This window comes from Microcoleus sp. AT3-A2, from assembly GCF_036705685.1.
Classification (GTDB): domain Bacteria; phylum Cyanobacteriota; class Cyanobacteriia; order Cyanobacteriales; family Microcoleaceae; genus Microcoleus.
On record NZ_JAUBVF010000046.1, the window covers coordinates 36,967 to 50,926 of the forward strand.

The following is a 13,960-nucleotide window of genomic DNA, read 5'->3' on the forward strand; positions in this document are numbered from 1 at the left end:
CCTTCTTCCATCTTCCTTCTTTCATATATGATAAACTCATTAAACCCAGAAGTTGAAAGCAAACTCGAATTCATCCGCAAAGCCTTAACCGAAACAAAAGCGAGATCCCTTCGCTTGCGCGGTACAGACTGGTTTGCCTGGGCCACCGCCGGCGGTTCCCATACAGTATTGCTAACCGCAGAAACCGGAGTTGCAGAAATATTAATTACTGCCGAAAACGCTTGGGTTCTCACCGATGAAATCGAAGCTCAACGCTTGCAGGACGAGGAATTGCCAGCCAACTTTAAAATGCACATCTATCCTTGGGCTGATGTTGCACAGCGCGAAGCTTTTGTCAAAGAAATTACTGGTGGCGGTAACGTGATGAGCGATCGGCCAACTTCCCAAGAAAAGCCAATAATCGGATCTTTGCAATCCCGCAAACAGACAATGATGTCAAGCGAATTAGAGCGATACCGGCGAGTCGGGCGTTTAGCCAGCGAAGCGATGACAGAGGTACTTTCCGCAGCAAAACCAACATGGACAGAGTATCAGCTAGCGGGAGCCGGTGCAGAGGCTTTGTGGGCGAGAGGTTTGCATCCAGCCCTGACATTAGTTGCTGGAGAAAGGCGTTTGCCGCTGTACCGCCACGCCACAGCTACCGCCGAAGAAATTGGGCGGCAAGCAATGTTAGTATTTTGCGCTAGGGGATGGGGTTTGTATGCAAATTTAACCAGATTTGTCAGTTTTGACTTTCTTGGGGAAAAGCATTCAGAGTTGCACCGACAAGTCAGAGAAATTGAAGCCGCGGCGCTAAATTTTTGCCGGCCGGGAGTAACGCTGAATGCGGTTTATGATACGCTGAAAACTACTTACGAACAGCACGGATATCCTCAAGCAATTCGGGAACACCATCAAGGCGGAACTACTGGATATTTGGCGCGGGAAGTTGTGGCGAATCCAGCTACTTCAGATATTTTGGCAGAAAATATGGCTGTGGCTTGGAATCCGAGTTTGTCGGGAGCAAAAATTGAGGATACGTTTGTAATTCACAGCGATGGAACGTTGGAAAATTTGACTTTTGATCCGAATTGGCCGAGTGTAGAAGTAGCGGGAAGGTTGCGCCCTGTGCCACTGGAAATATGGGACGATCGACCTTAGTCAATTTAACTTATCGCTTTAAAGAAAAAAAGTACACTACCCTACAAAACGCATTAAATTGAGTTCGGATCGCCGTACTTAATGTTTTGTTACATACTTATGATTTTTCCCACCAATTTCTTGGTGAAATATTTTTCAAAACCGGGAAAGTCTCACTCCGTATTGGTTTGGAGCGGAACGATAGCAGCAGGCGGCGGAACTTCCCCTCACTCTACCCCACAGCCCTGTCTTTTAGTCTGCAGTTTCTAATTCCTCTAATTCTTGCGTAGACTGCCATCCAGCTTGCCAGAGCGATCGGTCTTTGAGCTGTGCGGCGTTCAGCCAAAAACGCACATTTGGATCGCAAGCCGCCACCATTTCTGCAAATACCCATTTACCTTCGTTTTTTCGGTTGACCACTTGAAAGTGTCGCCACCCCCAAGTTTTTTGGTGTGAAGTCCATCGGGAACCAACTAAATAAGGAAATTTTTGTTTTTTGCTCACAGTATTTTTGTGGAAAGATATATTAGAAAGCCAGTGAATTGTAATATAGCCATCCTAAATCCTTTGTGTAATTCTTGTGGGGGCAAACCCCCCGTGGTTGTCCCCATGAGGCAGGGGTAGGCAAATAAAGGCACTATCCCTACATCTTTGTACGACTCCCGCAAGGGTTGCTATAACTCGTTCTGTTTGATGATATTAATTCCCTATTAAAGCTCGTCAAATCCTCTCCCCCTCTCCCCTTCTCTCGAACATACCAGATAATATAGAGCCGCTGCTGCTTACATGAGAGTTGACCTAAACTCTATCTAAAAGTAGATGCGTTTATTGTAACTTGCAGCAATTTCGCATCGGGGTTCAAAAGTAAGGGCAGTTCAATGACTGCCCCTGTAATTAGTTATACCTATTGAATAGGATAATTTTTCAGGCGATCCACAAATAGCAAATTTATCCAGTACCAGCTAAATCGTGAATCTCAAATCTAAAAGCAAATAACCCAGGTTATAGTTGTGCAGAATAATCCCTTCTGTGAAACTTACTCAAATCTACTTTTAGAGCAGGTTTGACGTTCACTTCCTGCTTCTACCAAAGCGGTCGGCCGCTTCTTGTCCACAGGCGTGTTTTCGAGCCCAACTTTCCCTACAAACATTTTTTCAATCTTAATCGTGTTTCATTGATCCTGTACAGCTCAATAAAAACGCACTTTTAGGTAAGATTGACTAATTTCTTTGATTCTGTCGCTACGTCTTGATTACTTCCCTGTTAAGGCTTTTGGCCCGATAAGTCCAGAGGAAGTTGGGGAAGCCGGAGGCGAACCGCATTTGTTTGCAGCCAGAGAGTGATGGCGTGCTTCCGTTGCGGAGTCACGTACTCTCCTGGTCGGATCACGCCAGCACAGACGCCGATGTTTTTCATAAGGGTTTCTCGCTCCGATGAACTTGCACCCTGTAGCAACCTGACTTGGGCTTTGATAAAATCCACGTTCATAGCTGAAACTAAAAGTAAGTAAAGAACTCAGTTAAATAGCGATGCTTTGCTTCCGATTGTAACTCTAAAACCACTTGGTATGAATCAAATTGATTCAACATCCCCTGGATGGGGATCGGGGCGTCTAGAGCTAGCCAACTTTATTTACTTTATCTGTTTTTGCTAGCAAAAGTGTCACTATGCTAGCAGTTTTGGCAGAATTATTTATAGTTAAGAACTGTTACAAATTTGGCTCGCTTTCTACAATACGGCAGAGTTTAGTGCTAACGCTACTTTCCTGAACTCAAAAAGTTCAGGATTGTCTCCAATTCCTTGCCTTCCTAGGTTTTACACTCCCCGATTGGGAAGCGATCGCTCGGTGAACATTCCTCTTCGATCGCCCTTCTTAACACCCGGACACTGCCACATCACCCTATTGATTTAGATTGTCCCGTAGACTTGGCTGTGGACTATAACTTCAGGCATACGTGTTGTTACCGGGGCTACAATAAGCGAGCAAATTTTTATTCTTATTTGCCAAGGAAAAATTTTTTGAATTTTCTTGCAAAGCCCCTATTTGTGTTAATTAAGGCAGCTTTGTGATCTCCGGGTCAACGAAGACTCGCAGCTTGTGAATCCAGATATTTTGTCCTGTGTGGCGCTGAATCTGTTTCCTGAATTCATTAGGGGCGATCGCTCGTCCGCGAGAATTGCCAGTAACGGCTCATTTTGTATAATTCATAACATATCTGTCACTGCTAAGAATTTAAAAACAGCACAAGTTTAAACAGTCTTCCATCAGTCGATCGCTCCTAATAGCCCACAAAGAGACATAAAAAAAAGTAACTCTGCATCCCGATTTTTTAAGGCGATTTTGCCTTAGCTATTCTCCTTAGATAGCAATTTGATATAGCCCTATTTTCTGTCACTAAAGTTAAAATTAACTCTAAATTAAGCTAATACCCTAGGTGATAAAATACATAAATTAACTTTTTTGACCATCCATCAAAATTAAGTAATTTAAAACTCTTTCCTCATCAACCAATATATATTTACAGTCATTTTTATTGTTAAAAAAAATCTTTTTTGACGTTGGATGCGTCGGTTTAGGGAACTCTGGACGTGAATTAAAGATATTAATTAATCGGCGTTGCACAATTTAAGATTATTGTAATGAGTAGGGGTTAGGCGTCCCGCCTGCTTTGAAAATACACGCCTTCGGGCTCATGGGCCCATCAAAAAAAAATCCAAATCATTCCACTATTATGCAGCTCCAATTAACCAGCCCATACGATATCTTTCACTCTACAAAAACGAACCGGCTAGGCAGCATAGAAAATCCCCTCGCGCAGAAGCTGGGGAGGGGAAATGGGGAATAAAATTATTGGTTTTAAATTATCGATGTGTAGATCTCTTTTTGCAGCATCAAGAGGTATCGGCCTACTTCAGCCAGTCGCTAAGATAATTTCCCGGTGGGAAACCGAGAAATTATCAACTAAATCAACCTTTTTTCTGCTGGCGTTGGAGCTTAGTTTTCCAATTGGCGATCTCCTTCTGAGCCGGCTGATAACTCTTAGTACCCGACGGCACCAGCGAAGCAGCTTCAACTGCCTCTTTCAGCTTTCCTTGAGAGCCGCGCAACTGAGCAATTTTGAGAATACTTTCGCTCCACTCTCCAATTAACTGTTGAGCTTCTTCATACTTCGGCTGACCGGGTTCAATTTTATTAGCTTGCTGGATGCCTTTACTGTAAGAAGAGGCAACCCCCCGCTTAATTTGACCCTTAGCAGCCGATAGCAAAGCAGCATTTACATCCTGGTCTTTGGATAGCTCCTCCCACTGAGCGATCGCCTGTTTCGACTGATTGTACACAGGCTTATTGACATCAGGCATCAATTTAGCCGCCCCGATCGCCCCCTGGAAATCGCCCCGAGCAGCCCGCCCGTTAGCTATATCCAAAATCGTTAAACTCCAGCGCTCAATATCCTGCTGAGCCTGCGGGTAGAGCGGATCGCTAGCCGGAATCGTTCGAGCCTTAACCACCGCTCTATTAAAACTAGAAGCCGAACCATCTTTGAGGAAAGTTTTCGCCTCAGCCCACACCTGCTGGCTGGATGGTGGCTGCTTGGTTCCAGTCCCCGCTTGCACCGCCCGCGGTTGGTTCTGTGACCCCCCAGTACCAGTAAATTTTTGAGATCCAGAGTTTTCGGCATTTTTAGCAGGCGATCGAGGATCTCCTTCTTGCTGACCAACAAAAATTGATTTGTTCGTCACAAAAACACCCAACAGTAGCACCAAAGCCGTAGCTGAACTCCATAAAACTAGCTGCTGCAAAAATGACTTATCCGACCCCCCGTTATGCTCATCCTCCGGCTTTTGCAAGTTCGGTCGATCGCCCCCCCCATTAGCAGGGACCACGGCCTTCGGCTGCAGCACAGGCGGCATCTCAACCGGCGAATCCTGAGCGTTGCGAACTGCCGGAGGCAGATCCATTCGAGCGGTAGCCGTCGCCATTTGCGGGCGATCGAACCCATCAGCCGTAGCAACGTTCATATTGCCGTTGCGTCCGGCCAACGCAGCAGTTGGTATCCCTGAAGCATCGGGCAAAATCACCAAATTAGCCTTTCCTGGAGGATTCACCACCATCAAAGGTTCTTGTTTCGGACGCAAATGGTGGTCACACAGCTCCGGCAGTCGATCGCTCAAAAAACGGTCTAAACCCTTAATGGTCATGCACTGTCCCGATCGTAGCCCCTCCAAAAGCGCCGTCGTAAAAAATCCCTGACGCAGAGCTGAAGTTTCCCGCGAAACTTGATTCGGGCGGCAAGAAAGCACCGTCGGAATTTCCAGTTGCCGGGCCAGCTCGGCCGTTTGAGAGCCGATCGTTTCCCCCGCTTTCACAATCTGGCTGCGATTCATATCAACCAGCACCAATACCGTTTCCGTAGGAGCGTTTTTCAGAGTATTCAACAGCAACTCTACCGGAATCCCCGTACCCTGAATGTCAGCCGGATTGCCGTCAACCGGCATCAAATAATCCTTACCTTCATAACTGACACCGTAGCCGCTAAAAAAACACCAGAGTAAATCTCCCTGTTGCACATGTTCCGCGCATAGGCTTTGGGTCAATCTCAGAATATTTTCCCGATTTGGATATGTAGATTGACCCCACAGCGACGGCGAGCTATCGGTCATCAGCAGACATCCATCCGGCGCAAAACCCGCCTCCTCAGTCAAAAAACCGTACAGGGCCTCTGCATCCTCTTGGGCATAACTCAAAGGCTGGAGTAACTGATATTGATTGATGCCTATTGCAATACAAGCGTGATTTTTCATCCCCATATGCCCTATATATATAGTGGACAGCTTGCACAAAACGATAACACATACCCGTTTAAGGTTATACCTACTTTTGCCCGCACTCAGAGAGCAGTTGTCCGAAGGCAGAACTCCCAAAAAGCCCCCAAATTTAGCATCCTAGAATATTTAATTTTTATATGGCAGTAAAAAAATTATCCCCTGTGCCTGCCTTTAGAAAAATAAAGTTAAATTGGATACACAGGCCAGTCTATTTGACTCTAATTTTCACCAAACTACACCAAAAAGGAATAACCCGCCAATGGTCTCTACCGCCAAAAAAGAAATCTCCCCCCACAGCGAATCGCTACTGAAGCAAAAGCATCCTAAAACTCACAGCCACTACAGGTTTCAGGATTTTTTTGCCTTCGATCGCCAGATGGGTACAATTGACGACTGGAATCAGTCGCGCAACATTTTTACCAGCGAAGACTTCATTATCGGTTTGGTGGAGGGGCTCGAAGAAGAAGTCGGCCCCGCGTCCTCTGTCATCATGTATACTATTGGTTGCCAGTGGGGACTCCAAGATTCCGAATTTTTTCAAAAATGGTTTAGTGCCGAATACAGCCAGAACATTCGCCAGTCAAATCTCATGTTTCTGCTAGAAACTTGGTGGTGGCCTTTCACGGCTCAAGGTTGGGGTCGCTGGGAAGTGGACATGAGCGATCGCAAACACGGCTGCATCTTCATCAACCTCTTTGACTCAGCAGTTGCTCGCACTTTGGGCGACGTAGGCAAACCGGTTTGTCACCTATACGCCGGTTTGTTCGCCGGTTTCTTCGGCTCTTTAGTCAAAAAGCCTCTGAGCTGCATAGAACTCCAATGTTACTCAATGGGAGAAACCTATTGCAAGTTCCTGCTTGGCAACCCAGATAAAATTGATGCAGCAGCATTCTGGCTCAACGAAGGTGCCAACGCCCGCGATATTCAAAATCGACTGCAACACGGTGAAATATTGCGGTAAACAACCTGGAAAGGCACATCCCCTGCCCTGCCTTTCCTCCCACCAATTTCGCGCTCAAAAGTGCAATGGTGGATTTCTCCAGGCAGGAAGAAAGATGAAAAGTCAAACTTCATGGTTGGACCAATCTGTCCAAGAATTCTTTGGTCACTATAATTGGCTGGGAAAATCTTTAGAAACCCCGAATGGCTCGACCCCCGGTCAACTTCTGAGTTTAACCCAGCCAGTAGCAGGCTTTTTTCAAGCTATCTCTTGGGAAGGAATTCCGGAAGTAGGTGCCCTACCCCTACCACCACCCTTGCCAGTAATTTCTATTTCTGAACAAGCAGAAGTCACCATTGATGACCTATTCGACCTGTTTTAATCTGTGTAGGGAATGGAAAATGAAAGATAGGGCAATCCTTAATCCATGTTCCCTCACCTCTCTTTCCTCATTCCTCAAAATCAATTAGTTAAATCCGTTAAATCCCGTACACTGCTCGTTGCCGAACTTCCTTCCTTTTATCAATTACCGATTACCACTTAATTAAAATCATGCACCCTGAGATTGAGGCGCTGCTGGATCAGGCAGAAAACCGCTTTTTAAAAGGCGAAGAGCTCATAGCTTTTAAGCGTCAAGCTGTAACCCTTGTCCAGCGCTTAAAAATTTACGAATTTTTGCGAGAGAAGGAAGCAAGCATCTTCCAACCAGTAGCCAACAAGCTACAAGAAACTTTCCCCGACGAAAAACAAGAAACCTTAGAACGATCGCTCAAACATTGGGTGTTAGTCTTGCGGTACTGCGCTATGGCTATGCTGCTAAACGATCAAAATTTTCTCGAACAGCGCCTTGTAGACTGGCTTTCCGGCATAGTCGAAGCCCACCAAACTCAAAAGATCGAAGCAACTGTTTGCAATCTGCTGCAAACTCGTATAAAAGAATTGCTTTCCGAGCAAGCCCGGGCTATATTGCAACCATTTTTCGACCAAGCGCAGTCAATTATTATTGACCAAGGTAATAAATAATCAGCTTTATTCCCAATTTCCAATTCCCAATTCCCAATTCCCGATGATTAATATTGCCGACTTACTCAAACAGCCTCGACTCCCTGGAAACTACTTTGCCAGCGATGCCTACGTCCGAGGCGACCTCGAACTCGGCCTCCTCGAAAACCGCCGGGGTGATCGGCTCTTAGCACTCCCAGAAACACTGATTCAAGCTATTTATATCGGCTTAGAACAAGAAACAGGTCAAGCTTCCCGCCTCGTGCTTTTCAACTGCGGTCGCTGGTGGGGTAAAAACTTCTACGTGCGTTTTTGCGAAGAAGTCAGCGAATACTACGGCCAGCCAGTTTCTGAAATGGAAATGGTAGAATTTCTTCAGTCCTTGCAACAGTGTTGGAAAACTCATGGATGGGGAACATTTGAGCTTGATCCTACCTATTCCGAACATGGATTTTTAATAGTAAAAATTGCTAACTCTCTTTTTGCTAAAACAGCTCCCAAGTCTAAGCGACCAGCCTGTTTTTTAGAAGCAGGTATTTTAAGTTCGTTCTTTAGTCAGCTTACGGGTCGAGAACTTCACTGCCTGCAAACATCTTGCGAATCATTGGGTTCGGACTGCAACCGCTTTATTTTAGGGCTGCGCGATCGCCTCCAACCTGCCGATTCTATGGTCGAAGAAGGAAAAGACCATGAAGATATTCTCAGTCAACTTTTCCAAAAAAACTGAATTTTTTGACAGCTATTAGTTTGTTAATAGCTGTCAAATCGATTGTTTTGCACCCATATTATCCACCGTATCATCAAAACCGTGAGTTAAATTATAAAAAAGCTTCTGAGTTGAAAAATCAGGTTTTAGTAATTCAAATAAAACCTGATTATAGCTAGCGGCTAGAAAATTCATAACTTACTTTAGAAATTCATAAAATTTAAAAGCAATCAAAACCTCAAACATTTTGCTAGAACTTAATGGACGCCAATGAACTTCTAACTCGATATGCAGCCGGCGAAAGAGATTTTAGACTGGCAAATCTGCGCGGCATTGTGTTGAGTCCGATCGATTTATACCGTTCCAGCGATGCCCCAACTCTAATTTTGGCAAACCTCAACCAACACCAGCAACGACCCTACTTAATCGGTGCGAACCTCAGCGGGGCCGACCTCACCAAAGCCCATCTGAGCCGAGCCAATCTCAGCAAAGCTGACCTCAGCGGCGCCAATCTCACCGGCGCCAACCTCATGGCAGCCAGTCTGAGCGGCGCAAATCTCATCGGTGCCAATTTCACCGGCGCCAACCTAGCCGGAGCTCACCTGAATTGGGCAAACCTGACCGGAGCAATTCTTCCCAATGCTAATCTCATAGGTGCAGATATGAGCGCCGCTAACCTCACCAAAGCCGTTCTCACTGAGGCCAACCTCAGTAAAGCCTATCTGATTAAAGCCAATCTCAACGGCGCAAACTTCAAAGATGCTTACTTAAGTCTAGCGAGTCTGAAAGAGGCAGACTTGACCGAAGCACAGCTCACCGGAGCCGAATTATCCAAAGCCAACCTAGCCGGAGCCAACTTAACTCGTGCTAACCTCAGCAAAGCCAACCTGTTGAAAGCTAATCTCAGGCGAGCTAACCTCACTCAAGCCTATTTAAACGGCGCCTGCTTGATCGGATCAGACCTTAGCGAAGCTTGTTTGGATAGAGCCAATTTGTGCAAAGCAGACCTCAGCAAAACCTATCTGAGAAACATTACTTTGAATGGCAGCCACTTAAGCGGTATTAACCTCAGCGGGGCAGATCTGGGCGGTGTAGACTTGAGTCGCAAACTTTTAACTGGAATTAATATGGCAGAGGCATTGTTGAATGAAGCCAACTTGAGCGGTGCTTATCTGATGGAAGCTAACTTGAGCGGGGCAAACCTCAGCAAAGCCAACTTGAGTATAGCCTACCTGATCAATGCTGACCTTTCTAATTCTTGCCTGCATGAAATTAACTTGACCAAAGCTAACCTGAGTAAAGCCAACTTGCAGAAAGCTGACTTGACAGGAGCCAACCTGCGGGGAGCCATTCTCACTGAGGCGGACTTGACGGGAGCGAAGTTGATTGGAGCCACTCTTCCTAACGGCACAGTTTATCGGCGTTAACTTGTCAACTCCCTTGATTATTTACCGAGTAAAGTACGGTTGATGTCCAGAATCGGAAAAAATAGGTTCCTTTCTTCCACCGTGAGATATTGTTTGAGGACCTTTTTCATCACATCGTAGGTCACGGTCGCACTATTTCTAACTTGAACAGCCCCTAAAATAGTTTGCAACCAAAGTAGTAGTCGATCGCGCAATCGTTCCGTATCATTAATCAACAGTGCTGCCGCCGAATGCCTCAACACCCGCACAATATCTCCACGGCACTTTTCAGTCATATCGTTAGCCCCCCGCCGAAATAAACCAGGGTCTAGAGACAGCATTTGTGCTTCCACCTGCCGCATAATTTCTGTTTCAGAGGCTTGAAGTTTTTTATAAGCACTCATCCGGTGATTCAAAGACTGAAAGTAGTCTTTCAAAAATTGGAGTTCTTCTGCACTGGCGTAGCGTCCGTCTGCTTCCATGCTCAAACGCGCAAGTTGGCTCAACATAGATTTTTCTCTACTACTAAAATACAAACATATCAGTTTTAAGCTTCTTTAGTGCGAACTAAATACTGTCCTACTTGAAAGCGGGTTTCATTAAGCTGTGTCACGATAGAACGAGTAATTAACTTTCCTGATTCTACAACTACTTGACCCGTAATTGGGTGTAATAAATCTTGCTGGGCCCGGCGGCCGATCAGAGCTTCGACATTTTCAATAGCATTAATGTACATCCCCGCAGGCAACTGTACAACCACACCCTCGCCCATAATTTGAGCCTGACAAGCAAGTCGCGAATTGGCTTTAGCCGTAGTAATGACTTCCAACGTCCTTCTCTCGCGGCGGTTCATGTCCGACAAGCCTTCCATGCCTTCTTTAATGTAAACATGGCAGGTAGCGCACATTCCCCGCCCCCCGCATTCCTTGAGAACGTCTAAGTCTTTGGAAAGTAAGGCAGACAAAATATTTGATCGGGTTTCGACTGCTATTTCCTCCGCAATTGGATCTAGTTTAATAATTTTAACCATATTGATGTTTGCTCCTGTCAACTTCAGTATTTAGCAAGTTACGATCAACTTATTCAAAGCGCAAAAAAAATTGGCTAATACTCAAAAAGGTTAAGATGCCTTGACGACAGCATCGGCTTCTGGCTCTCTAACCCCTATGACATAACCGCACTTCTGTTTTGGTCATATCGCTGTTCCCTCGCCCCGATTCCTCAGCTTCGCCTTGAAAAGCTAAAACCTTAGATACTTTCTCGATGGCATTGAAAAAACTGTAATAGTCGCGATCGACTAAAATAGCAGCCACAGGTAGTTTCCGATCAGGTAGCGGCATCCGGCAAGATTGATAGTGATTCCGAAGCTACAGGATTTTAGTAGGTGCGATTGTGCGATCGCTCTCAAAGAGGCTGAGAATGAACCTGAGATAACATAGGCTGTACCTGGCGAGGGATTCAAAAATTTGAATTTTTGTCAGAATTATTTACATATTTTAATACTAGCTCAAGCTTTTTCTATAATTAGACCGATGCAACATTCTAAGTACCGTATTTTAGGGCTAGTCGGACAAGGACAATTTGGTCGAGTCTTTTGTGCCAGCGTTCGAGAAGCTCCCGCCCAGGACTCCCGCCTCACCAGCCAACTGGTTGCTCTCAAAGAACTTAGTCATCAAAAAGCCCCAACTAGCGAATTCTTGCGAGAACTGTGGTTTCTGATCACCTTGCAGCACCCGAACATTGTTACCTGCCGAGCTCTAGAACACACAGCTACAGGGAGGTACTTGGTTATGGACTACTGCGAGGGAGGAACCCTCCGCAACCTGCTCAAACAAGAGCGCCCCTTGCGTCTGCTTGAAGGTTTGCAGCTAGTCATGGAAGTTTTAGCAGGCTTAGACTACGCCCACCGGCGAGGCGTAGTTCACTGCGACATCAAACCCGAAAATATCCTCCTCACTTTAGGGGCAAAAGGTTGGTCGCCCCGACTGTCTGACTTTGGCATCGCGCGTCGGCTGCCAGAAATTGGTACCACTCGCCTCCACCAAGAACTTTCTCCCGACGCTACCGTAGGTTCCCCCGCTTACATGGCCCCTGAGCGGTTTTACGGTCTTTTTTCTCCGATGTCAGATATATATGCAGTAGGAATTCTGCTGTTTGAATTGCTAATGGGCTACCGCCCTTTCGGGGGAACCCCCGGAGACTTGAGGTGGGCGCACCTTAATCAACGCTTGCAATTTCCCGACGCCATCCCCGAACCTTTGCAAGCAATAGTTAAAAAATCTTTAGAAAAGCTGCCAGCCCGCCGTTTTGCCAGTGCTTCCCAAATGGCCCAAGCTCTGCGACTGATCATGTATGACCCCGCTGTTAGGCAATTGGGCGACTGCATTATTCCTTGGGAAAATCCCACAAGTGGTGATAAAAGTCTGAAGTCGGAAACTGAGTCTTTGCTAGAAGTTGAAGAGGAAAAAGCATCACTGTCGGCGATTAATTTACTTGGGACTGTCCGCTATGCGCTTTCGCACCCCAAGCCACTGATACTTCCAGCACCGTTGACCGCTTTAATTGCCACTGAAACATATCTCTATGCTGCTGTAGGTACAGAGGTAAAGGTTTGGTCTCAGCCGGGAAAACAGCTAGTTACAGGAGAAATATCTACTTCTATTTCATTAATGCCGGAAATCGTGCGGGGCATTTTACCTGTTTCCCACGGCTGCTGCGTTCTCACTCCGCAAAAACTTTACTGGCTCAACGATCGCTCTTGGGAACCTCAGTGCCTGCTGGATATGGGTTTTAGGCAAGGCCCAGATGCTTTAAAAGCTGCTATTGACTCTCACGGTAACTGGTTGACAGTAGCGGTTCCTGGCGAACTGCGTTTTTATTCTTTAGCGGGAAACAGCACTGCGGGCGATCGGGAAAAAGCCCTGAAGCTGATCGCTACTGTGCCTTTACCAGAACACTATTTACCAGAATTAATTTTTTTGGATCGGCGACACGTCTTAGCAATTTGGCCGGACAACGAACCAAAAAATCCCCAAACTATTTTTAGAGTTTACACTCGCCGCGGCACGCCGGTGGGTTCTGTGCGGTTGTCTGCCAGCGTCGGACAGATCCTATTGACACCTGAGCCTTATACTTTGCTGGGAATTCCCCAAGGTGGTAAAGCGGCGGTGCTGTTGATGAAATTGTGGCCGCTCAAGGTAGCGCGAATTCCCCTTGAAAGTTTGCCCGTGTCTGCTTGTGTGGCTAATTGGGGATGGGTATTGGCCGATTTTGGGGGGCAGATAGAAGTGTTAAACAGTCAAGGGATTCAAGTAGGGAATTTTAGCAGTCCTGCCTCACCCCGGGCGATCGCTCCTTGGGGGGATAGAGGTTTGGTGATTGCTGTCAATACTGAGGAAGAGAGTCAGTTGCACTTTTTAGATGTAGATGTTGAAGAGACCAACTCGCGCTCGATCATCAAGGGCTGATAGCTGGGGTAACTGAAGGAGTTTGGGGGCGTAATTCAGGATAGTGTATTTGCGGGCGATCGATTTTTCGGAGTTTGATCTGGGTTAGAGTACGGTGTCGTGTCAACTTCTGGATTTTGAATCAGAGGAATTGTTAAGGGCGATCGGCTCAATCTGAGACCTCAACCTCCCTCACTAAAGTCCAAGAAATGCAAACACCACTTAAATATATATATATGACTCATGCACCAGCCTGCTTCGGTCATCCTAACCCCATGATGCAGCCTCACACCTCACACTCTAACTTTGCCTTACCTCTACTCTAAGTAAGCCCCATTATGTTGAACCACTGAGTCCTTCTACTCATGCGGGGGAGATAGTCTGCCCCAAAGTCGTATTTTCGTCAAAAAAAAGACCCCTTAGTTAAAAGAGGAGTGAGGCAGAGGATACCGGAGCCGACAATAAGTGTCGAAAGCCTTGGTGTGTATACCTTTAAAAAAAAGTCAAAAATATT

At 46.1% G+C, this 13,960-nt stretch carries 13 protein-coding genes; 7 read left to right on the forward strand and 6 right to left on the reverse strand.

Going from position 1 to position 13,960, the window contains the following annotated elements; translation table 11 throughout:
* The first annotated feature begins 27 nt into the window (after positions 1 to 27).
* Positions 28 to 1,140, forward strand: coding sequence for a M24 family metallopeptidase (locus QUB37_RS21580; protein WP_333165918.1), 1,113 nt, complete (start codon positions 28 to 30; stop codon positions 1,138 to 1,140).
* A gap of 231 nt (positions 1,141 to 1,371) precedes the next feature.
* Here QUB37_RS21580 and QUB37_RS21585 read toward each other — a convergent pair whose 3' ends face one another.
* The 3 genes from QUB37_RS21585 to QUB37_RS21595 all read right to left on the reverse strand — a co-directional run bounded on the left by QUB37_RS21585 (position 1,372) and on the right by QUB37_RS21595 (position 5,922).
* Entirely contained in the window at positions 1,372 to 1,623 is a 252-nt protein-coding gene (locus QUB37_RS21585; protein WP_242725377.1) for a TIGR02450 family Trp-rich protein, read from the reverse strand.
* A gap of 759 nt (positions 1,624 to 2,382) precedes the next feature.
* Positions 2,383 to 2,607: a hypothetical protein gene (locus tag QUB37_RS21590; protein WP_333042394.1), complete on the reverse strand. Its 225-nt coding sequence runs from the start codon at positions 2,605 to 2,607 to the stop codon at positions 2,383 to 2,385.
* A 1,479-nt stretch (positions 2,608 to 4,086) separates the two neighbouring features.
* On the reverse strand, positions 4,087 to 5,922 hold the full coding sequence (locus QUB37_RS21595) for a caspase family protein (RefSeq protein ID WP_333165921.1): 1,836 nt from the start codon (positions 5,920 to 5,922) through the stop codon (positions 4,087 to 4,089).
* Positions 5,923 to 6,205: 283 nt separating this feature from the next.
* Here QUB37_RS21595 and QUB37_RS21600 point away from each other — a divergent pair, with 283 nt between their 5' ends.
* The 5 genes from QUB37_RS21600 to QUB37_RS21620 all read left to right on the forward strand — a co-directional run bounded on the left by QUB37_RS21600 (position 6,206) and on the right by QUB37_RS21620 (position 10,021).
* Complete coding sequence (locus tag QUB37_RS21600; protein WP_242722140.1) at positions 6,206 to 6,907, forward strand: V4R domain-containing protein; 702 nt, start codon at positions 6,206 to 6,208, stop codon at positions 6,905 to 6,907.
* 94 nt (positions 6,908 to 7,001) lie between these two features.
* Entirely contained in the window at positions 7,002 to 7,268 is a 267-nt protein-coding gene (locus tag QUB37_RS21605) for a hypothetical protein (RefSeq protein WP_333165925.1), read from the forward strand.
* A gap of 170 nt (positions 7,269 to 7,438) precedes the next feature.
* Positions 7,439 to 7,909: a phycobilisome protein gene (locus tag QUB37_RS21610; RefSeq protein WP_333165928.1), complete on the forward strand. Its 471-nt coding sequence runs from the start codon at positions 7,439 to 7,441 to the stop codon at positions 7,907 to 7,909.
* Positions 7,910 to 7,952: 43 nt separating this feature from the next.
* Complete coding sequence (locus QUB37_RS21615; protein WP_333165931.1) at positions 7,953 to 8,615, forward strand: V4R domain-containing protein; 663 nt, start codon at positions 7,953 to 7,955, stop codon at positions 8,613 to 8,615.
* A 239-nt stretch (positions 8,616 to 8,854) separates the two neighbouring features.
* Positions 8,855 to 10,021, forward strand: a complete 1,167-nt coding sequence (locus QUB37_RS21620; protein WP_333165934.1) for a pentapeptide repeat-containing protein — start codon at positions 8,855 to 8,857, stop codon at positions 10,019 to 10,021.
* A 17-nt stretch (positions 10,022 to 10,038) separates the two neighbouring features.
* Here the strand turns inward: QUB37_RS21620 and QUB37_RS21625 are convergent, their stop codons facing one another.
* The 3 genes from QUB37_RS21625 to QUB37_RS21635 all read right to left on the reverse strand — a co-directional run bounded on the left by QUB37_RS21625 (position 10,039) and on the right by QUB37_RS21635 (position 11,340).
* Positions 10,039 to 10,509 carry a phycobilisome protein gene (locus QUB37_RS21625; protein ID WP_333165937.1) on the reverse strand — a complete coding sequence of 157 codons (471 nt, stop codon included), beginning with the start codon at positions 10,507 to 10,509 and terminating at the stop codon, positions 10,039 to 10,041.
* Between the two features lie 38 nt (positions 10,510 to 10,547).
* Positions 10,548 to 11,030, reverse strand: coding sequence for a 2Fe-2S iron-sulfur cluster-binding protein (locus QUB37_RS21630; RefSeq protein ID WP_006635922.1), 483 nt, complete (start codon positions 11,028 to 11,030; stop codon positions 10,548 to 10,550).
* A gap of 127 nt (positions 11,031 to 11,157) precedes the next feature.
* Complete coding sequence (locus QUB37_RS21635; protein ID WP_333165941.1) at positions 11,158 to 11,340, reverse strand: hypothetical protein; 183 nt, start codon at positions 11,338 to 11,340, stop codon at positions 11,158 to 11,160.
* A gap of 192 nt (positions 11,341 to 11,532) precedes the next feature.
* Here QUB37_RS21635 and QUB37_RS21640 point away from each other — a divergent pair, with 192 nt between their 5' ends.
* A complete protein-coding gene (locus QUB37_RS21640) occupies positions 11,533 to 13,467 on the forward strand; it encodes a serine/threonine-protein kinase (protein ID WP_333165943.1) in 1,935 nt (644 codons plus the stop codon).
* Positions 13,468 to 13,960 lie beyond the last annotated feature (493 nt).

Bases quoted from the DNA above. Each gene is read 5' to 3' on its own strand.
- QUB37_RS21580 (WP_333165918.1), top strand. From the start codon at position 28: ATGATAAACTCATTAAACCCAGAAGTTGAAAGCAAACTCGAATTCATC.
- QUB37_RS21590 (WP_333042394.1), bottom strand. From the start codon at position 2,607: ATGAACGTGGATTTTATCAAAGCCCAAGTCAGGTTGCTACAGGGTGCA.
- QUB37_RS21595 (WP_333165921.1), bottom strand. From the start codon at position 5,922: ATGAAAAATCACGCTTGTATTGCAATAGGCATCAATCAATATCAGTTA.
- QUB37_RS21600 (WP_242722140.1), top strand. From the start codon at position 6,206: ATGGTCTCTACCGCCAAAAAAGAAATCTCCCCCCACAGCGAATCGCTA.
- QUB37_RS21605 (WP_333165925.1), top strand. From the start codon at position 7,002: ATGAAAAGTCAAACTTCATGGTTGGACCAATCTGTCCAAGAATTCTTT.
- QUB37_RS21610 (WP_333165928.1), top strand. From the start codon at position 7,439: ATGCACCCTGAGATTGAGGCGCTGCTGGATCAGGCAGAAAACCGCTTT.
- QUB37_RS21615 (WP_333165931.1), top strand. From the start codon at position 7,953: ATGATTAATATTGCCGACTTACTCAAACAGCCTCGACTCCCTGGAAAC.
- QUB37_RS21620 (WP_333165934.1), top strand. From the start codon at position 8,855: ATGGACGCCAATGAACTTCTAACTCGATATGCAGCCGGCGAAAGAGAT.
- QUB37_RS21625 (WP_333165937.1), bottom strand. From the start codon at position 10,509: ATGTTGAGCCAACTTGCGCGTTTGAGCATGGAAGCAGACGGACGCTAC.
- QUB37_RS21630 (WP_006635922.1), bottom strand. From the start codon at position 11,030: ATGGTTAAAATTATTAAACTAGATCCAATTGCGGAGGAAATAGCAGTC.
- QUB37_RS21635 (WP_333165941.1), bottom strand. From the start codon at position 11,340: ATGCCGCTACCTGATCGGAAACTACCTGTGGCTGCTATTTTAGTCGAT.
- QUB37_RS21640 (WP_333165943.1), top strand. From the start codon at position 11,533: ATGCAACATTCTAAGTACCGTATTTTAGGGCTAGTCGGACAAGGACAA.